Source organism: Bremerella sp. JC817, from assembly GCF_040718835.1.
Taxonomy (GTDB): domain Bacteria; phylum Planctomycetota; class Planctomycetia; order Pirellulales; family Pirellulaceae; genus Bremerella.
In genome coordinates, this window is record NZ_JBFEFG010000274.1 from 299787 (window position 1) to 319602 (window position 19816).

Genomic DNA, 19816 nt, shown 5'->3' on the forward strand with positions numbered 1-19816 from the left:
GAGGCAGGTGCCTGGAAGATAAACCATTGAGTATCCGGGCAACTCTAAAGGGGGTCAAGTGGACGCGTGCGAAGCGTTTGCGTCAGTTCTACCACGGAGATTGATTCATTGCCGGAACTTCCTGAAGTTGAAACGATGCGTCGCGGGGTCTTGGGACTGATGGGCGGGCGGATCGAAACGTTCGAAAAACTTCCCTGCGAGCGACGTCCGATCGGCATAACTCCCGCTGCCGGGCCACTTGGCAAGCGAATCGTTGGCCGCACGATCGAGCGGATCGATCGCCTCGGGAAGCGGGTTCTGCTGGTTCTCGACGATCAATCGCGGCTGATGTTCGAGCCCCGTATGACCGGGCTGGTACTGATCTCAGATCCGCCGACCATCGAGCATCTGCGGGTACGGCTCGCCATTTCCGGGACCGCCCATCCCGAGCTTCTTTATTGGGACCGACGTGGTCTCGGTTCGGTTCGGTGGTTTTCCGAGAAACAATTCGAGGCAGAATTTCACGCTGGTCGCTTGGGTCCCGATGCCCTCGACATTGATCCCGCCGCGTTTCAAGCCACTTTTGCCAGCACTCGGCAACCGGTCAAAGTGGCGTTGCTCGACCAGAAAAAGGTCGCTGGCATCGGCAACTTGTACGCGTCGGAGATCTTGCACCTGGCCAAGGTCCATCCGGCCCAGCCATGCCACCAGTTGTCGACGCAGGCCTGGAAACGAATTCATGGCTGCATGGTGGAAGTGCTGCAGTTGGCGATTCAATACGAAGGTTCGACCCTCAACGATGGCACCTATCGTAACGCGCTCAACCAGTCAGGCGGCTACCAGAATCATCACCGCGTTTATGCCAAGGAAGGGGAAGTCTGCTCGTCGTGCGGCAAAGGAATAATCGTACGGAGCGTGCAGGCACAGCGAGCGACCTTCTTCTGTCCGAAATGCCAAAAGCAGAAGTAATTCGAGGAACGGACATTTCGATTGTTTTCCGGTCTTGGGTCCGGTTAAATAAATTCATTCCACTCCTCATTCCTCGCTCCATCACGGAGGTCCTGCCATGGCTGGTCGCATTCCTTTCGCTTCCCCCAATCGCCGCCAATTTCTGCAAACGGCTGCCGCTACCACGGCTGGCCTGGCGGTTGGTGGCCGATCATTAATCGCTGCCGACGATACGGCAAAGAGCGATTCGCCCGAGTCGCTGGTGAAAGTCCTCTACGACTCCCTTTCCGAATCACAGAAAAAATCCGTTGCCTTCGATTGGGATCACGAAGACCCACTGCTGGGGACGCTACGTAACCACGTCGAAAATAATTGGCATATCGTCGATCAAACCATCGATGGCAACTTCTACACCAGCGATCAGAAGCATCTGATCCGGCAGATTTTCGTCGGCATGATCAACCCTGACTGGGTCGAGCGATTCGATCGCCAGTTGAAAGACGACGCCGGCGGTTTTGGCAAGCAGCAAAACATCGCCATCTTCGGCAAGCCGGGCGAAGGCAAGTTCGAGCTGGTCATCACCGGTCGTCACATGACGATGCGCTGCGATGGCAACTCGGCTGAACACGTTGCGTTCGGCGGTCCGATTTTCTACGGCCACGCCGCGAAGGGCTTCAACGAGAAGTCAGGGCATCCAGGCAATGTCTTTTGGTCCCAGGCCCAAGCCGCGAACAAAGTGTTCGAGGTGCTCGATGGAAAGCAGCAGCAAGTTGCCTTGGTTAAAGAAAGCCCGATCGAACAACGGGTCGACTTCCAGGGAACCGGCGGCAAGTTCAGCGGGATCCATGTCGGTAGTCTGGCGGACGATCAGAAGTCGGCGGTTCAAGACGTGTTGAAAGTCTTGATCGAACCATACCGTCAAAGCGATCGCGACGAAGTCGTGGGCTGCTTGAACAAGCATGGCGGGCTCGATGCATGTCACCTGGCCTTCTACGAAGACTCGGACGTCGGCAACGACAAAGTCTGGGACAACTGGCGACTGGAAGGGCCTTCGTTTGTCTGGTACTTCCGCGGCAAGCCTCACGTCCATTGCTGGGTCAACGTGGCTGATTCGCCTGAAGTCAAATTGAATTCGGCCTAGACCAAGGAAGCGTTGCCGTGCCATTTTGGGTTCGACAAGGAATGATCGCGGCGGCTTTGCTGAGCATGGCATGGCCGCTGCTGGCCGACGGGCCTGGTCTGCTGCAAGATATTCCGACCGATCAAATGACGATGCGCGACGGAAGCGTTCTGCGCGGGATGCTGCTGGACGAATCGCCACGCGGGTACGAGTTCATCGAGATCAATCGTCCACCTGGCAAGCCAAGCTTCGCGGTGATTCACACGATTGGTGCCAGCCAGGTTCAGCGTCTGGAAAAAGTAGGCGGGGACGAGCGTCGTATCCTGGACGACGCCGTCAATCGTCTGCGAAATCACACGCAGATCCGGGCCGCCGCGAAAGAGTCGCTGAAACTCACGCGAGTGCAGTCCGACGTCCTCGAGACCGATCAGGCCTGGCGGTACGAAGGGGATCGTTTCACTCTGCTTAGCCCGCTCGACGAAGAATTGACCCGCAGCCTGGCCGTTCGTGCGGACCAAATCTTCCAAGCCTTCGAGCACTGGATTCCGCCGAAACAGCAGCCACAGAATCCAATACAGATCATCGTCTTCCGCTCGATCGGCAGTTACTCCGCCTATTTGAAAACGATCGGTCTGCAGATCGAGAACCCTGCGGTCTACGTTCCGCATACGAACCAGGTCCTCATCGGGTCAGACCTGGGACTCTTTCAGCAGCGACTCGATGTCGTGCAGCGGAATCACGACGCAGTCCTGCAGCAGCTCGATGCCGACAACAAGAAGATTTCAGGCGAACTGAAGCTACTTGCCAAACGCTTGAAGGATGCTGGTTGGTCGCCGAATGAGATCGCTCCCGAAGTGCAGTCGATGCGGGAGGCGTGGGAACGCGATTACAAGAAGCGACACAGTCAGATCCAGGTCACCAATCGCCGCAACGCAACCATCAAGCAGGAACTACTCGATAGCACGACCGGTTTTCTGTGCCACGAATCGTTTCATGCTTACATCGAAAACTGCGTCTATCCTCAGGATCGTTACGACGTTCCGGTTTGGCTGAACGAAGGCCTGGCCCAGTTATTCGAGCACGCCCAGTTCGACAACGGATCGTTTCGTATCGACTTACCTCCTGCCAAACTGCTGGGGCAACTGCAAGATCGCATCGAGCGCGACCACGGGATGAGCCTTCAGCGAATGCTGCAGACCGAAGGAGGCAGCTTCCTACTGTTCGAGAACCTACACGGCACACGACTCGACTACGATGTAGCGTGGGGCCTGGCGTGGTACCTGGTGTTTCAGAAACAGCTCTTCGCGCCGAATGGTCTGCAGCGTTATGTCCATGCCCGCGACAAGCCCCAGCCGACCATCGAAGAAACGTTCGGCGAGTCGGTATCACGCGTTCAAAGCGAATGGGTCGAATTCATTTCGCAGCTTCAGCAATAGCCGCGTCATCGTTTACGAGTTCTGTTCGGCCAGCGATTCTCGCAGTGCCAACTTGATCCCCTCGAGCCGCTTGTCATCAAAAATCTTCTTGTCGTTCGCATCGGTGACATAGAAGACGTCGACGACCTGATCGAGATGGGTTGTGATGCGTGCCACGTGGACACTTAGCCCCATCTCGTACAAGAGGCGACTGATCTGGTAGAGCAGTCCTTGACGGTCCTGGGTGAAGACTTCGACGATCGTATAGTTCTCGGCGGTCTCGTTGTCGATCTTGATGTCGGTTGGAATCGAGATCGCTTCTTCCGCCATCCGTTGATTCCGGGAAGTCCACGTCGAAGTGAATGTCGGGGCCTGATCAGCAGGATCGGTCAGATACTTCCGAATCCGCTGACAGATATCTTCCAAACGTTCGGCCGGCGGCTCTCCTTCGTGATCTTTGTCTTGCACGAAGTAGCGATCCAGCACCAGGCCGTCTGCCAGCGTGTTAATTTCCGCTGCCAGAATCGTCATGCGTTGGCTGGTTACCGCGCCCGTCAAGCGATGGAACACTCCCTGCATCAATGCTTCGCGCGTGCCGATCGTTATTTCAAGGACACCACGATCTTCACGATACAAACAAGTCACCATCGGCGAATCGTCGCGCATCGCCTGAAGTTGTTCCAGGTCGTTAATGATCTGCGAGGCAGGGGTCTCGCGGAGGAAACCATCAGGCAGCGAATCGATCACCCGCTTAAACCAGTCCTCGTTTTGATGACCACGAACCAGCGACGCTAAGGCGTCCAATTTCTTGCGCCGCTGCTGAACGGTATCGAGCGTATCGTCACCACCCAGGTGCAACATGGAGCGACGATAAAGATCGGTAAGAACGCGAACCTTCCAGTCGTTCAATGTGCCGGGACCGACGCCGGCAAAGTCGGCACAAGTCAGGACGTATAACATCTTCAAACGTTCGGCGGGGCCATTGTCCATCGCGAATCGCAACACCAGTTGCTCGTCCGAAGTGTCGCGGCGAAACGCCAGGTGCGACATCTGCAAGTGATACAGCACCAGGTGCACGAGGGTTTCTTTATCTTGCGGCGAAAGCCAGAAACGGTCGGCCACTTCTTCCGCAATCCTGGCGCCAACAATGCTGTGATCTTCCGGAAAGCCCTTTCCCAGATCGTGAATCAGCAGGGCAAGGTGCAACAGCCACTTCTTCTTGATCGAACGATAAACGTCCCCGAGCATATCGTCCCGGTTCAAGAAGTCGCACGCACATTCCACTGTCTTGATACAGTGGGCATCGACGGTGTACTTGTGGTACTGATTGAACTGCAGCAAGCAGCGCGCATGGGCCATATCGGGAACAATCTTCTCGAGCAACCGCAACTCGTGAAGCCGACGAAGGAGTTCGCCAAGTCGGCCTGGTTCGGCCAGTAACGACAGAAACAACTTACGTGTCGTTTCGGTCAGCTCGACATCGACGTTACCGTGAAACTTGCGGCGTATGACTTCCCAGGTCGGATGATCGATATGCCGGCCAAAGCGATTGGCCGCGATCATCAGTTCGAGTACTTCATCCAATTGCCCGGCACGGCGCTGCTTCCAGCGACGCGAAGTACTGATGCGGTAAGGCCCCACGTGAAAATCACGGTCGACACGCCGTGTCATCACCGGGCCTAGCATCGACAGGAAAATCGACTGCGGTCGAATCGACGCGATGAAATGCCGAGCCGCGTCGCGGACACCGCTGGTATGCTCGAAGTAGGTTTGCATGAACTGTTCGACCGGCAGCAACCCTTCGGTCCCTTCGTAGCCATACAGTTCAGCAATGCGAATCTGCTCGGCACGATCGAGAAGATCCGAGGACTTGCCAGCGTGGAAATGCAATTCATTTCGCAGCCGCAGCAGGTATTCGCGAGCATCTCGCAGGCTCTTGCGGTCCTTGTCTGAGATGGCACCAACGCGGTTCAATGCGTCGAGTTCGTTTTCACCATACCGGGCAAAGCCAAGCCAGCGAACCATCTGAATTCCACGCAAACTGCCGCTCGAACGCTTGATGTTTGGTTCGAGCATGTGGACTACTTCGCCATACTGGGCCCGTTCTTCATCACGCGACTTCATGATCGCTTTGTACAAGCGACGGAAGTTCAAGCGGGCCTTGCGACGGAACGGCTCGGCAAAACGACGAAACAAACTGACGCTACCGGCGAGGTAACGATTCTCGGCCAGCGACGTGAAGATGGTGGCATCTGATAGCGCGAAGGAAGTGGCTTGGGAGGGTGTCCGCAAGCTATGCCCCAGGATCAGCCCCACGTCGAAGACATCTTGCTGCAGCCGCTTGGTGAACTGGATCGCCGGTTCGCGAAAGGTTGGCTCGTGCAGAATCATCAAGTCGATATCGGAGTAGGGGGCCGTATCACGACGACCATAGCCACCATGCGGCACGATCGCCAGATTGGCCAGCACCTTCTCGGGTGTGAACCCTTCGACATCGTTCGCCGCGGCATTCACCAGGTCGAGAATGATCGAATCGAAGCAGTCGGTGATCTGAGCGCAAAGCTGCACACCGGGCGTCCCCGCTTCATGTTGCCGCTTCAGTTTCTCGCGATCCGTCGCCAGCTTTTGTTTGGCCGCGATAACCGATTCGCGAAGTCGCAGTGCTGCCATGAAACTTTCTTCTCGCCTCGAACTGAAAAAAAACGGCGCCGATCAAATTAGGAGCGCCGTTGTCATAGTTTTTATTTTAGTTGCCAGAGCTCATTCAAATGGCGTCTTGGCCCGTCTCTCCGGTACGAATCCGGATGCTGTCTTCTAGATTGGTGACAAAAATCTTGCCATCCCCAATCTGGCCTGTCTGAGCGGTCCGCAGAATGGTGTCGATCACCTTTTGCAGGTTTTCATCGCTGCACACGATCTCGATTTTCTTCTTAGGAACGAAATCGACTGCGTATTCCGTACCGCGATAGGTCTCGGTATGCCCCTTCTGGCGACCATACCCAGCCACCTCGATGACGGTCATACCGAAGACACCTTGCTCGCTCAACGCGTTTTTGACGTCATCCAATTTGAAATGGCGAATAATCGCTTCAACTTTTTTCATCCGTATATCTCCTGGTGCGTCTTGGATCTGTCCTGAGGACCGAGCCGTGTCCGTCCGGCTCGGTCTGGAGTGGGGTTATGCAAAGTTCAGAGCAAGTATCTCTAGCTGAAAATGTAGCCTTCTTCTCCATGTTCGGAGATATCCAGGCCACGAATTTCGCTTTCTTGAGTCACTCGCAAGCCAATCAGCACATCGATCAGCTTCAACAGTATCGCCGTCGCAGCGACCGAAAATGCAACCGTAACCAAAACGGCCACAACTTGTCCAATCAGCAGGGAGACTCCGCCACCCTCGTAAAGGCCGATTGGTTCACCACCCATCACGTTACGCGTGGCGAACACGCCGGTCAGTACCGCGCCGAGAGTTCCGCCTACGCCATGCACGCCAAATGCGTCCAGCGAATCGTCGTAACCCATCTGCTGCTTCAGCACCGTACAGGTGTAATAACAGACGATACCCGCTGCCGCTCCCATCGCCAGGGCAGGCATCGGCAACACGAAGCCAGCCGCAGGGGTAATACAAACCAGGCCCGCAACTGCACCCGAGGCACATCCCAGGACACTAGGCTTGCCGCGTTGGATCCATTCCATCATGGCCCAAGCCACCGCGCCAGCGGCAGCCGAGAAGTGCGTCACGGCGAAGGCGTTCGAGGCCAACGCGTCGGCAGCACAGGCACTACCGGCATTGAAACCGAACCAACCAACCCACAGCATCGCAGCGCCCAGGGTGGTGTAGGTCAGGTTATGAGGACGCATATCGTCGTGACCATAGCCTAAACGCTTGCCCACGAAGATCGCACAAACCAGGGCCGAGATGCCCGAGCTGATATGCACGACCGTGCCGCCAGCGAAGTCGAGGGCACCACCAGCCAGCGAAGCAGGTTCGCCATAAGCCAGAATGCCGCCGTCCCAAACCCAGTGGCACAGCGGGCAATAAACGAGCGTTCCCCACAAGATCGAGAAGACGGCCATCGCCGAGAACTTCATTCGTTCTGCAAAGGCACCACAGATCAGGGCAGGGGTGATAATGAAGAACATGCCTTGGAACAGCATGAACGTGTATTCAGGAATCGTCCCGTGCATTGGCGTGACCGGTTCGCCCAGTTCGGCATCGTAGGCCGGCTGCACGTTTTCCATAAACAGGAATTCCAGGTTGCCGATGTAGGGGTCGTCGCCACCAAACGCAAGGGTGTAGCCCCACAGGCTCCAGACCACGGTCATCAGCCCCATCAGGAACAAGCACTGCATCATCACGCCCAAGACGTTCTTCTTGCGGACCAGACCACTGTAGAACATTGCCAGACCTGGGGCAGTCATGAACAAGACCAACGCGCTGGATGTCAGCATCCAGGCATTGTCGCCGGAATCGAGGCCAGGCGCCTCCTCTTCTGGAACTTCCACTTCGTTCGCGTTACCAGCCTCGACAGGAACCACTTCGCGAGGTTCCAAGACCTCGGGCGAAGCTTCCGTCGTAGTTTGAGCGACTACGGAAGTAGCAAGAAACTGGGTAGCAAACAGGCCAACCAGCGCGCAGGCCAGCAGCCCGCGAAGGAAATACGTGCGCATGAATCTCCACCTCGAACAAAGAAAAAACAAATTGTGTGAGTAGGGACGCGCGCCGCCTGATGATTTGCCTGGATCATCGCGCTCGTGGTGACTTGCTTCCGCCGCTAAGGCCTTAGAGAAGCCCCAGCGTTTTGCCTGATGCGGAATTTGCAATTAGTCACTACAAAAAATAGGGGGAGCCAGCGTTCGCGTAAAGTAGATAACTCCAGTTCCTTCCACTTTTTTCGGTAGGTATGCTGCCCTCGTGCCCCGACGGGCGGTTGCCTCCTGCCTATAATGAAGTTAATGAACTCCCAACCAGCCTGCCAACGATCTCACCCAGGAGCCGCTTCGATGACCTTAATTCCTCGAGCATTTTCGCCACTGGTCCCTATTTCCCTGGCAGTCGCCGCCCTGTTGATGCTGGTCGGCACCAGCTTCGCCCAAGAGGCCCAGTCGCCTCCTTCGATCGAATCGAAGTACCTTTCCAATGTCCGCCAGGTAACCTCGGGCATGGTCAAAGCAGGCGAAGGCTACTTCTCTCCCGATGGCAAGCAGATCGTCTACCAGGCGGTTCCTCCTCAATATCCCTTCTACCAGATCTACACTCAGCCACTTGACGGGGGAGAACCGAAGCTGATCAGCACCGGTCGTGGCCGTACGACGTGTGCCTACTTCAGCATCGACGGCAAGAAGATCCTGTTCGCCAGCAGTCATGCCGATCCGAACATGACCAAGACCGAGCAGGAAGAAATCGCCCGCCAGGAAGAAGAACGTAAGTCAGGCCAGCGCCGTCGATACTCGTGGGACTTCGATCCTTACACTGAAATCTATGTGAAAGACCTGGCCAGCGGAGAGCTGACGCAATTGACCGACGCTCAAGGCTATGACGCCGAAGGAGCGTTCTCGTACGATGGCAAGAAGATTGCCTTCTGCAGCGACCGCGATGGCGATCCGGACCTGTACATCATGGATGCCGATGGCAAGAATCTGAAGCAACTGACCAACGCCAAAGGCTACGACGGCGGCCCATTCATTTCGCCCAACGGCAAATGGATTGTGTTCCGCAGCGATCGCAAAGAAGAGGGATTCCTGCAGATCTACGTGATCTCGGTCGATGGCGAAAAAGAGTTTCCACTGACCGATAACGTCGGCGTGAACTGGGCCCCCTATTGGCACCCAACCAAGCCATATATTATCTGGGCTGGTGCCGATCACTCGCAGCCAGGTCGTCCGAACTACGACCTTTGGCTGATGAAGTACGAAGAGACCGAAGACGCCATCAAACCGGGGCCGATCACGCGAATCACCGACAGTGCGGCTGCCGATGTTCTGCCCGTGTTTTCACCCGATGGCACCAAGTTGATGTGGACCAGTACCCGGACCGACGATCACAGCAGCCAGTTGTTCATCGCCGACTTTACGTTTCCGGAAGACCAACCCAAGGAAGAGAAGTAAGTCTAATCACATGTCTGAATCCTCGATGCCGCAAACCAGGGCTTGCGGCTTTCTGATTGTCAAAGGCGACCCGATCGAATCGTTTCTGCTGATGAAGCACCCGTCGCGTTGGGACCTGCCCAAGGGGCACGTCGACGAAGGGGAAACGGACATGCAATGCGCCCTGCGCGAGCTGGAAGAAGAAACGGGAATTACCGCCGACGATATCACCGTCGACCCCAGCTTCCGTTACGAACTGCAGTACGTCGTCAGCTACAAAAAGAAGTTTGGCGGCGCGGATGCGTTGAAGACGGTCGTTTACTTTCTGGCTCGACTTGATCGTGACGTCGAACTGAAACTGACCGAACATGGCGATGCCAAGTGGCTGCCATGGAATCCTCCGCACGACATCCAAGAGAAGACAATCAATCCGCTTCTCGCGTCCGTCGCGGAGTATATCGCGTCGAAGTAGGCCCCTAAGGGGCGACTTCTACTTTCAGTTGCCCCACGACCTGCGAGACCGGCAGGAACGCGGCGAAGGCGTCCGAACCGCTAAGGTTCGTTTGCGTGACCTTGATATAGTCGACGCCAATTCCTCCCTTGCCGCGTGTCGCATCGAGTGGCAGCCAGCGATCGCCGACCCAGGCCTCCGTCCACATGTGATAGGCGAAACCATGTTTCTCGCCGTAATCGACGTAGACGAGGCCCATTGCTCCTCGCGCAGGAATCCCCTGGGCTCGGAGCAATGAGATCAATAGCACCGAATGTTCCGTACAGTCGCCAACCTTGGCCTGGGCGACTTCTGCCGCCGACAAAAAGCCTTGCGAGAAGTTCTTCTCTTGAATCGTTTGATGGACGAACTTTTCCAGGGCGATCGCTCGCTCTGACGGCGTCCCTTTCAGGGAAGCAACCTGACCGCTAAGCGTCTTTACCGCCGGATCGTTCACTTGAACGAGCGGGCTCGCCTCGCGATCAGCAGCCACAGGCGCTTCCATGGCCGGCAATCCGGCAGGCAGTTTTCCTTCGGCCGGCACCCGGTACACAGCCAATTCGGCCGTGTGCTCGTCGATTGCTTTCACGGCCTGATTCGCTTCACTGGCGAACACTTTCGCTGGCTCGCCTGAGTTCAACGTGACGCGATACTCAAGCTTTTCGAGTTGATCGCGATTTTCCTTCGGCATCCCTGGGGCAGGCACAATCGTATCGAGTGCCCAGTCGAACGAGACTTCTTTATTAGGGCTTAAGGCGAACTCCTTCGAGCAGCGAAAGAGTTCGAACTGCTGAGCCGGAGCGAAGCTTTTCACCATTTGGCCAGTTTCGTCAAGCCAATAGAACGACTCCATCTGCACGTCTTTGGAGGGCTGTTCCACCACTTTGGCTTTCAGCAGCGACTGCTTCGAGCCATCCAAAAGCGTGACTTCTTCTTTGTCGATTGCCGTGACGGTTGTCTTGCCGGCTCGATTGAGGGCAGGCATCAGCACACTCGCCTCGACGGTGTCGCCTGGCTTCAGTGGAGGGTCGGTAAACAGTTGATGGAAGCGAAACCGCCCGCCAGCCGAGGATTGCCAGGCGATCTTGTCGCGATTGGCGACTTCGCCATTCGGTTTGTAGGTAACAATCGTCAGCGATTTGCCATCTGCCGAGACATCGCCGCTGTATCGAACCGATGATCCGGCCTGGCTCATCTTGGTCGTGAATTTCTGCAGTTCCCCTTGGGGAGATTCGAGATAGACGTTCTCGAGAACGATTTTCAGCGGCTGCCCCGACCGCATCAGGGTCATTTGTTCGACGGTCGTGGTGCGAACCAGAGAAGTTTCGCCGAAGGTGAGATGCTCGATCTGTTGCCGCATGTGGCCAATTTTTTCTCCCTTCAGAACAACAGCCCCCCAGGTTTCCTGTCGAGATTCAACCTTTTCGACCGGCGGTGAAACGGGACCGGGAGCCGAGGGATCGTCACAACCGGTAAGACCGCTCCAGACGAACCCGATCAATAACATCCATGGAAGGCATCGACGGGGGGAGTTCATGTGGCAGGTGGGGTGAAAAAGATTCCGAAAAGCGACATGTGTCCTCACGGAAAAGTATACCAAACGCAACATGCGTTGCCCCAATGATTCACCAGAGAGGGCCGGAAGGTCAAATGCAACGTGCTGGGTGAAGTCTCTGCCGGTCGTAGCGATCGAGCAGGGGAGAAGGCTGCGTGTTCCGCCGAATTGCTGCGGTTTTGAGCGCCAGAAATTAGTGGCGACAGAATTCCAAATTTGTACCGTAAGGTCAAAAGATGACCCATTTTACGGTGCTATGTTCTCGTAAGAACCGCGTGAGGAAACTCATCACCGCCCTCCTTAGTGAGCTTCCTACCGAGTGCAGCGCTTTGCCGCAAACAGATGCACAAATATCGGCACCACGCGACGAAATCCAACCTAGGATTTCATGAGACAAAAGTGAACAACTTGGAAGGGAAACTGAGGCGTCCCAACCGAGCCTGGACAACCGGAGCAGAGGTCACTCATGGGCTTCTTAAAAAGATTTTTCAAAAGCGTCTTCCACGAGAACGAACTGGGCCGAATGGGCAACAGTTTCGAGCATCTGTCGGAAGAACAATTGGAAGCACACCTGGACGTAGGCAGCTATAACGGCTTCGAACTGACCGAAGCTGTCCGCCCTTCGTTCGACCTGAAGGTTGTTCCCACGCAAGGTTTTCGCCGCGAGGTCTATCGCGACGATCAAACCGGCAGCACGGTTCCTGTGCTGATGGGGAGCGCCACCCGATCGAACTTGTTCGAAACGTTCATGGATTTGCTGGATCCACTAGGCAACGAAGTGGACGTGGTCCTCGAATCGAGCCACTTCCGCGAATCGTCCGATGGTGGCGATATGTATCGAGAACATATCGACCTGCCGGTGCTGAAGAGTATTTTGTGGGACTACGAAGAACTGCTGCTGAACGACGGCTGCACGGGCATCGCGGTCCTGAATCCACACAGTCCGCTGGAAGTTCAGTTCGACGAACACAAGCTGTTGATCGTCTATGGCAACGACCTGAAACCGTTTGAAGCCGCGTTCATCGGTCGCGACGTCTACCCGAATGCCGAGATGAAGTTCATCACGGAAGCGGAACACGTCCATTCGTCGTGCCAGCGATACCAGCAGCAGTTTGAAGAACTGCGCATGCGACTGGGTATGGACGAAAACTACGGGTAAGCGTTTCCCGCTGAAAAACCACCAGAAAACGCGAATCAGGCCGTGACGTTGGTTGCGGCCTTTTTCTATGCGCGAAGGCTTTGCTAGCACGCCCGGTTTTTGACCTTGCTGCCACGCCTATGATTCGTCAAACTCCGCCACCCCAATGTTTTAAGGAAATGGAGTTCCGACTTGGCGCGGTGGATGCCACTAATCTGTTCGCTGCTGATTAGCAGTTTCGGGTGCAGCAGCTTTGTGCCGCTGATGCATCACGCTGGAAGTGCGCCTGCGGCTCCGGTCGAGAATCCTCACTTCGTTCAGATCCGTGACCACGATCTGATGTGGGATCAGGTCGTCGACGCCGTCGACAACCACTTTAAGATCCGCCGCGAGCAACGCGTTCGGATGGTGGCCGGCCAATTGACCGAAGGGCGATTGGAAACTTATCCGCGGATCGGCAGCACCATCTTCGAGCCATGGCACACCGATTCGACGCGTGGCTACGAGAAACTCGAAAGCACCCTGCAGGTGATTCGCCGACGCTGCATTGTTCGTGTGATGCCGGAAGGTGGCGGCTATTTCATCGGAGTGGAAGTCCACAAAGAGCTCGAAGATGTCAACGGACCATCCAATACGCAGTCAACGCTGAACGATATTCGCTTCGACGGCACGCTCCGTAGCGGCAACAGCACCGAGGAAGAAGGGCCGCAGACCGACGGCTGGATTCCTCTTTGCCGCGACGTTTTGCTGGAACAGCGCATCCTGCAAGACATTCTCGCCCGACTCAACGGCATCGAATCCGAACAACCTTCGATGCCATTCCTGTCGCATCCCTAAGCCGGCCCGAGAATTGAGGCCGACTTCTTTCCGTTGAATGCCGCGATTAACTAACCTTGCTTGGCAAGTTTGCGCAAAACTTCGATCCCGCGATCAATCGTTTCGTCCGATGCGGCATACGAAATCCGGAAGTGGGTGTTCTGTCCGCTAAAGATATTGCCAGGAATGATCAGCAAGTTGTTCTCGATCGCCTTGGCAACGAACTCGGAACCGGTTCCCCACGGAGCCTTCGGGAAGACATAGAAGGCGCCTTCAGGCCGGGCAATCTCGTACAAATCGGACAATCCGTCGATCAGCTTGTCACGCTTCACTCGATACGCATCGACGTGAGCCGACATGTCGACTTCCATCGCCGCGGCACCAGCCCACTGCACCGGCTGCGGAGCACACACGAAGGTGTACTGCTGCAACTTGATCATTGTGTCGATGATCGCTGCTGGCCCGTGAACGAAGCCCAAACGCCAACCGGTCATACCGTAGCTCTTCGAGAAACCATCGATGACGATCGTGTTCTCGTTGTACGTAGCAGGCGAGCAGAAGCTGTCGTCGTAGGTGAAGACGCGGTAGATCTCGTCGGAAATCACCGCGACATTCTTTTCCGCCGCCAGCTTGGCCAGGGCTTCGACTTCTTCCTTCTTGGCGACAATGCCGGTCGGATTGGCCGGACTGTTCAGTAAGATCAGCTTCGTCTTGTCGGTGATCGCATCGGCCACTTTCTGGACGTCGATCTTGAAGTCCGGGTAGGTGCTCAGCACGACCGGAACCCCACCAACCAGTTTCACCAGCGAGGTGTACATGACGAAGTAAGGATCGAAAATGATCACTTCGTCGCCTGGGTTGACCATCGCCAGCATCGTCAGCACAAGACCGCCGCTGGTACCTGACGAAACAAAAACCTTACGGTCTGAATGACAATATTCAGCATCGACCTGGCTCTGCAGCTTATCCCGCAGGATCGGCATCCCCTGGGTTAACGCATATCCATTACGACCACCTTCAATCGCATCGATCGCGGCCTGTTTGACCTCTTCAGGTACATCGAAATCAGGCTGACCGATCGAAAGGTTGATCGGGTCGGTCATGTTGGCCGCCAGGTCGAAAACCTTGCGGATACCACTCGAGTCGAAAGAAGCCGTGCGTTCGGCGATCCAAGGGTGCGTCATGGATAGGGCGATTGTCTGGGGGATTTAAACGAAATACCGACTGGCAAGTATTACCGAGAAGCTGAAGAGCCACAAGAACCGCTACGCCGGGCCGGATTAACGGCCGCGACGCTTCGAGCGTTTCTCTTTCTTCGGTCGCGAAGGGGGCGTCCCTTTCTGCGACTTGGTTTGCCCTCGACTGCCCCCCTTTTTCGGGCGGCTCGATTGAGTCGAGAGCTTCATGCCAGAGCCTTGAACCTTCGGACGGAACTTGCCGCCCGATTTCCCACCCAGTGACTTGGCTGGCTGCTTGGTACTTTGCTGACCAGTTTTCTCGATGAACTGGTAGTCGAGCTCACGTCGATCGAGGTCGACCCGGGCAATCCGCACCGTGATAACATCCCCCAAGCGGAACGAGTTACCTTCGTGATGCCCCACCAGGCTATGGGTCGTTTGGTCGTAGCGATAGAAGTCGTCGCTCAACGAGTCGATCCGCACCAGGCCATCGGCCGGCACTTCCAGGGACTGGACAAACAGCCCGAACGACTCGACCCCAGTGATCACGGCGTCGACTTCTTCGCCGATACGCGTGCTCATGTAGGTCAGCAGCTTGATCTTCACCAATTCCCGTTCGGCCTCGGCGGCTCGCTGTTCCCGCTCGCTGCAGTGCTCGCCCTCGATCTGCATCTGACCGAAGTCTTGTGGAGGACGAACCCCTTCTTCAATCAGGTCGAACATCCGGTGAATCGTCAGGTCAGGATACCGGCGAATCGGAGAGGTGAAGTGGCAATAGTTTTCACTTGCCAACGCGTAGTGCCCGATCTCTTCGGGGCTGTAAATCGCCTTCTGCATGCTGCGCAACACAGCGTAGTTGACGGCGGCCTGTTCAGGCTTGCCTTTCACTTGTTCCAGCACGCGAATGATCTCGAACCGGCTTTCGAGGCTCTCGCACTCGATTCCGAGATCGCGAACGAACTCGGTCAGGTCGGCCAGTTTCTTCGGGTCTGGCGAAGCATGCACACGTCGCAGGAAGAACAGTTCGCGATCGGCCAAAGCCTCGGCGACTGCTTCATTCGCGGCGAGCATGAACTCTTCGATGATCTGATGGCTCTCGGTGTTTTCGACCGTATGGGCACCAGTGACTTGACCATCGCTATTGATGTCGAGCTTTACTTCCGGCATGCTCAATTCCATCGATCCCCGCGTGAATCGACGCTTGCGGAGCATCATGGCCAGTTCATGCATCCGGCCGACCAGCGAGAAGACTTCCGGCGTGAGCTTTTCTTTCCAAGGCTCGCGATTGGCGAGATACTCGTCGACTTCTTCATACGCGAAGCGACGTTTGCTGCGGATTGCTCCTTTACAAACGTCCGTCGCGACACGCGCTCCGTCAGGCGTGAACTCGATGATCGCCGTGCGGGTATAGCGAACCTTATCCGGCTGCAAACTTGCCAGATTGTTGCTGATCGTTTCCGGCAACATCGGGATCACTTTGTCCGGCAGGTAGACGCTGGTTGCCCGGTTACGAGCTTCCGCATCCAAAGCACTTCCTTCGGGCACAAAGTGCGAGACGTCGGCAATGTGCACGCCGAGAATCCAGTGACCATTTTCGAGACGTTCAAGGCTGATCGCGTCGTCGAAGTCGCGGGCATCGATCGGGTCGATGGTGATCACGGTATCGGCCGTAAAGTCACGGCGTCCTTCCGGAATCGATTCGTCGAACAGATCGCCTTGCTGCCGCGCGACCTCCAAGGCATCTTCGGGGAACTCGCGAGGCAAGTCATACTCGACGATGATCGACAAGAGGTCGACGCCTGGTTCGCCGCGTTTGCCCAGTACTTCCACGATGACCGCTTCGCCATCATGGGCGTGCGACGGGAAGCGGACCATTTCGATCACGACTTTGTCTTCCGGCTGGGCATTCTTGGCCCCGGGATCGCCCACCGAGATTGGCTCGGCGAAGACGCGACCGTCGACCTGAACCAGGGCGAGGCCATGTGTTTCGTAATAGGTGCCAACGAAACGATGTGTTTCGCGTTCGACAACTTCGACAACTTCACCGCACAGGCGTTGATCGCCCCCAAGTCCGCGTCCCATGTAGGTCCGGATGGCCACCAGGTCACCGGTGGCGGCATCTTTTCCACGACGCGGTGGGATGAAGATGTCGTTATCTCGCCCCTTCGAGGCGGCCGTGAATTGCGGGCGTACGAATCCGAATCCCTTGGCGTTTCGCTGATAGCGTCCCAGGATTCGTTTCTCGCCATCTTCAGCCGATGGCTTTTTGACCAGATGATTGGATCCGTAGCGAACCAACCCTTTGCGAATGAGCCGTTTCAGGGCTCGCTTGAATGGCTTTCGATCGTCTTCCGTGATCCCCAGCTTCTTGGCGATAACTTTTGGTTTTACCGGCTGGTAATTCGGTTGATTAACGTGCCCCAGTAACTTTGCTTCGATTTCTTCTATTTCCATATTCCAAATTTACAGCCCGCATCTGTGGCGAGCAATTAGCCGAAACGCCTTCGAGGCGATTTCGATAAAAGTAAATGTCCCCTCTTTAAGCCCATTTAGGGGCTTTTCGGGTTTCGCCCCGACATCCCAGGCCATGCTTGGGCCCAGGGCGGTCGACGTCCGATGGGGGTGTCTGTTAGACCAACGAGTTCGTCGGCAGATGCTGCCGAATGGCCGCCAAAGCAGGCGGGTTCCCGTTAGTTCGGCCTCGATACTGGGCCAGGTTCTCGCGGAATTTCGAGAGTCCGTCGAGAAACGAAATCAGGTGGGATTTGGCGAACGATTCGATCGCCGTCCACGATCCCACTCCCATTTGCTTCAGGAAGTGAGAGTTGATCATTTGCTCGTGATGCGAAGATTCGGGCAGGGCCAACACCGGCTTGCCCAGATAGATCGCTTCGCCGAGCGATTGGTTGCCTGCGGCGCCGATCAACGCGTCGCAGTGCGTAAAGTCCTCAGTAAATCGTTGTTCGTCAATTTCATGGAAAGTCAAAGGACCATCCGCTGGGCGCTTGCCCAAACCATACACCTTCACCGGTCGATCGCACAGCTTCAGTAGTTCCAGCGTGTCGTCGGTAGTCGCCTTGCGAACGTAAGACAGGATGAAACCAGCTTCCGACGGCTGGGCCCGACAGACGTCGGGGCGGAGCAGGGGGCCAACTTGTACCACATCGTGGAAGCCTGGTCGAAGATTCGGCGTGAAGAACGACGAGACGACCGTTTGCTGTTTATCGACATGGTGGGCCCGAACGACCAATCCCATTGCCCAAGCATACCACTGCAAGCTTGGTGGAAGGGAGGATAAATCGTAAGACACCAAAAAATCTTGATGGTTCAGGCTGACCACCGGAATCCCGCACTTGCGGGCCGCCTTCGGCAGAATCGGCTCGAAGTCCGAAACCACCAGGTCAGGCTGCTCACTCTTTAAGATGGCCGCAGTCTCACGAACGTTACGCCCCATCCCGCCCAAAAAGTTCAAACCACGGAAAATCGATTTCGCCAGATCGAGTCGACGCTGCGTGTAATAAAACTTCAGCCCCGGCAAACGACGCACCTCGACCCCCGTTATCTCAGGTCTGTTATAGATCGGGGCCAGGAAGTCATACGCGTCGTTCGGCGCGAACAAGACCAATTCGTGCTCGTGACGAAGATGCTCGGTCATCGTACGAACACGGGCTGCGTGCCCTCGCCCTTCACCCGACATGCTATAAAAGATTTTCGCCATGATTGTTGCGGGACGAATCCCCGTGCGAAAAGGTTTTTCGGCGTGCTCCTCACACCACGTGGCCCATCAAAATTCGGGCCCAAATGCGGCGGACCTTGCTAACGATTGGAAGGCTGTCCCTGGTTTTCAGAGACTTTGCCTTGCGGGGTCTGCTTCAGTCATCCCGTGACGAAAGCAGACCGTTAGTTGTTCTCTTGGCTTGCCAGAGGGACCGCCAATACTGGGGCATCGTCGATACCCCGCAGGTCGACTCCCAAGGCAGCCGCCATCAATTCTTGCCGTCGTCGTTCAACTTCGGCGGGATCTAACGGGATTACCTGGGCTACGTCCCGATTGGTTTCAGGCGGAGCTTCGATAATCTCGTATCGTCCATCTTCGTACTCGAGCAGAGCGGTCGAATTCTCGATCCAGTCGCCGGTGTTGTAGTACGTCACACCATGCTTCTCGACGACGACCGGCGTGTGAATATGCCCGCAAATCACTCCTTGGCAACCGAGCGACTTGGCGTGCAGCATCAACGTGTCTTCAAAGTCGCTGACAAACTGCACTGCCGATTTCACTTTGCGTTTGATCGAAGCGGCCAGTGGCCAACGGCTCAGGTTGTAGTGCCGTCGCCAGCGATTGACTTTCTCGTCCGCCCAGCAGATCGAGTCGTAAAGAAACGATCCGAGCACCGAGACCCACTTGGCTTTCTTTTCGACCTGGTCGAACTTATCACCATGGGTCACCAGGATGCGGCGACCGCTGGGGCAGTGATGGATGAACTGATCGGCGATCTCGACGAAATCAAACTTGAAGCGAAAGCTCCTCAGGAAGTCGTCGTGATTGCCAGGCGTGTAGAAGATCTTCGTGCCGGACTGCGACATCTCGAACAGTCGGCTCAGAACCGCGTTGTAAACCGGTTCCCAGTGCCAACGCTTTCGCAAACGCCAGCCATCGATGAAGTCTCCCACAATGTAGATGTATTGTGGTTCGTGCTGATTCAGCAGATCCAAAAAGGGTTCGACCCGAGCGTAAGGACAGCCCAGATGCAGATCGCTGAAAAATAGTGTTCTAACCCGATCTCGATTGCGCGACATGGCACCCATGGTGTAACAGGCTCCATCCTGATCGAAGGTCTGATGACTCAGAAGGGCCAGCTGTGGGGCCGCGAGACCTGAGGCGATCCTGCCGAAGTCTGCACGGAAGCTTAAGGCAACCTTCTGGAACGTTAGCTGTTATGACACGCACACGTTGAGATGGAGTGAATGAGCCATAAAGGTCTGATAAATCTGGCTCTGGTAATGGAGTGTAGTTCCCGCTTCACGACGCAGCGCAGAAGTTTCGCGTCGCTTCACACAAAGGCCCTGACAGCAAGCACTTAGAACTCGCCATA

Annotated in this window: 15 protein-coding genes; 7 read left to right on the plus strand and 8 right to left on the minus strand. The window is 56.0% G+C overall.

Translation table 11 applies throughout. The annotated features are described in order from the left end of the window. Nucleotides 1-108: 108 nt before the first annotated feature. The 3 genes from mutM (at nt 109) to AB1L30_RS15395 (ending at nt 3483) form a co-directional block, all read left to right on the plus strand. Nucleotides 109-948, plus strand: a complete 840-nt coding sequence (gene mutM, locus AB1L30_RS15385; protein ID WP_367014313.1) for a DNA-formamidopyrimidine glycosylase — start codon at nt 109-111, stop codon at nt 946-948. A 97-nt stretch (nt 949-1045) separates the two neighbouring features. Then, nucleotides 1046-2068 carry a DUF3500 domain-containing protein gene (locus AB1L30_RS15390; RefSeq protein ID WP_367014314.1) on the plus strand — a complete coding sequence of 341 codons (1023 nt, stop codon included), beginning with the start codon at nt 1046-1048 and terminating at the stop codon, nt 2066-2068. Nucleotides 2069-2085: 17 nt separating this feature from the next. Further along, on the plus strand, nt 2086-3483 hold the full coding sequence (locus AB1L30_RS15395) for a DUF1570 domain-containing protein (protein ID WP_367014315.1): 1398 nt from the start codon (nt 2086-2088) through the stop codon (nt 3481-3483). 12 nt (nt 3484-3495) lie between these two features. On the opposite strand, the gene glnD is transcribed toward AB1L30_RS15395, so the two are convergent. The 3 genes from glnD to AB1L30_RS15410 all read right to left on the minus strand — a co-directional run bounded on the left by glnD (nt 3496) and on the right by AB1L30_RS15410 (nt 8130). Beyond that, nucleotides 3496-6132, minus strand: coding sequence for a [protein-PII] uridylyltransferase (gene glnD / locus AB1L30_RS15400; protein ID WP_367014316.1), 2637 nt, complete (start codon nt 6130-6132; stop codon nt 3496-3498). A gap of 94 nt (nt 6133-6226) precedes the next feature. Further along, nucleotides 6227-6565 carry a P-II family nitrogen regulator gene (locus AB1L30_RS15405; protein WP_345086220.1) on the minus strand — a complete coding sequence of 113 codons (339 nt, stop codon included), beginning with the start codon at nt 6563-6565 and terminating at the stop codon, nt 6227-6229. A gap of 101 nt (nt 6566-6666) precedes the next feature. Further along, nucleotides 6667-8130 carry an ammonium transporter gene (locus AB1L30_RS15410; RefSeq protein ID WP_367014317.1) on the minus strand — a complete coding sequence of 488 codons (1464 nt, stop codon included), beginning with the start codon at nt 8128-8130 and terminating at the stop codon, nt 6667-6669. A 333-nt stretch (nt 8131-8463) separates the two neighbouring features. On the opposite strand from AB1L30_RS15410, the gene AB1L30_RS15415 reads away from it, so the two are divergent. Continuing rightward, nucleotides 8464-9567, plus strand: a complete 1104-nt coding sequence (locus AB1L30_RS15415) for a biopolymer transporter Tol (protein ID WP_367014318.1) — start codon at nt 8464-8466, stop codon at nt 9565-9567. A 10-nt stretch (nt 9568-9577) separates the two neighbouring features. Continuing rightward, nucleotides 9578-10018 (plus strand): bis(5'-nucleosyl)-tetraphosphatase, encoded by a 441-nt coding sequence (locus AB1L30_RS15420; protein WP_345086226.1) that lies wholly within the window; start codon nt 9578-9580, stop codon nt 10016-10018. Nucleotides 10019-10022: 4 nt separating this feature from the next. On the opposite strand, the gene AB1L30_RS15425 is transcribed toward AB1L30_RS15420, so the two are convergent. Continuing rightward, complete coding sequence (locus tag AB1L30_RS15425; RefSeq protein ID WP_367014319.1) at nt 10023-11396, minus strand: transglutaminase-like domain-containing protein; 1374 nt, start codon at nt 11394-11396, stop codon at nt 10023-10025. Between the two features lie 718 nt (nt 11397-12114). Between AB1L30_RS15425 and AB1L30_RS15430 the strand changes: the two genes are divergently transcribed. After that, nucleotides 12115-12750 (plus strand): hypothetical protein, encoded by a 636-nt coding sequence (locus AB1L30_RS15430; protein WP_367014320.1) that lies wholly within the window; start codon nt 12115-12117, stop codon nt 12748-12750. Between the two features lie 183 nt (nt 12751-12933). Then, nucleotides 12934-13566, plus strand: a complete 633-nt coding sequence (locus AB1L30_RS15435) for a hypothetical protein (protein WP_345086232.1) — start codon at nt 12934-12936, stop codon at nt 13564-13566. A gap of 50 nt (nt 13567-13616) precedes the next feature. Here AB1L30_RS15435 and AB1L30_RS15440 read toward each other — a convergent pair whose 3' ends face one another. From AB1L30_RS15440 to AB1L30_RS15455, 4 genes are all read right to left on the minus strand, one after another. Further along, nucleotides 13617-14729, minus strand: coding sequence for an aminotransferase class I/II-fold pyridoxal phosphate-dependent enzyme (locus AB1L30_RS15440; RefSeq protein WP_367014322.1), 1113 nt, complete (start codon nt 14727-14729; stop codon nt 13617-13619). A 96-nt stretch (nt 14730-14825) separates the two neighbouring features. Then, nucleotides 14826-17177: a ribonuclease R gene (rnr, locus tag AB1L30_RS15445; RefSeq protein ID WP_367014323.1), complete on the minus strand. Its 2352-nt coding sequence runs from the start codon at nt 17175-17177 to the stop codon at nt 14826-14828. Between the two features lie 175 nt (nt 17178-17352). Next, nucleotides 17353-18441 (minus strand): glycosyltransferase family protein, encoded by a 1089-nt coding sequence (locus AB1L30_RS15450; protein ID WP_367014324.1) that lies wholly within the window; start codon nt 18439-18441, stop codon nt 17353-17355. A gap of 182 nt (nt 18442-18623) precedes the next feature. Next, on the minus strand, nt 18624-19520 hold the full coding sequence (locus AB1L30_RS15455) for a UDP-2,3-diacylglucosamine diphosphatase (RefSeq protein ID WP_367014325.1): 897 nt from the start codon (nt 19518-19520) through the stop codon (nt 18624-18626). Nucleotides 19521-19816 lie beyond the last annotated feature (296 nt).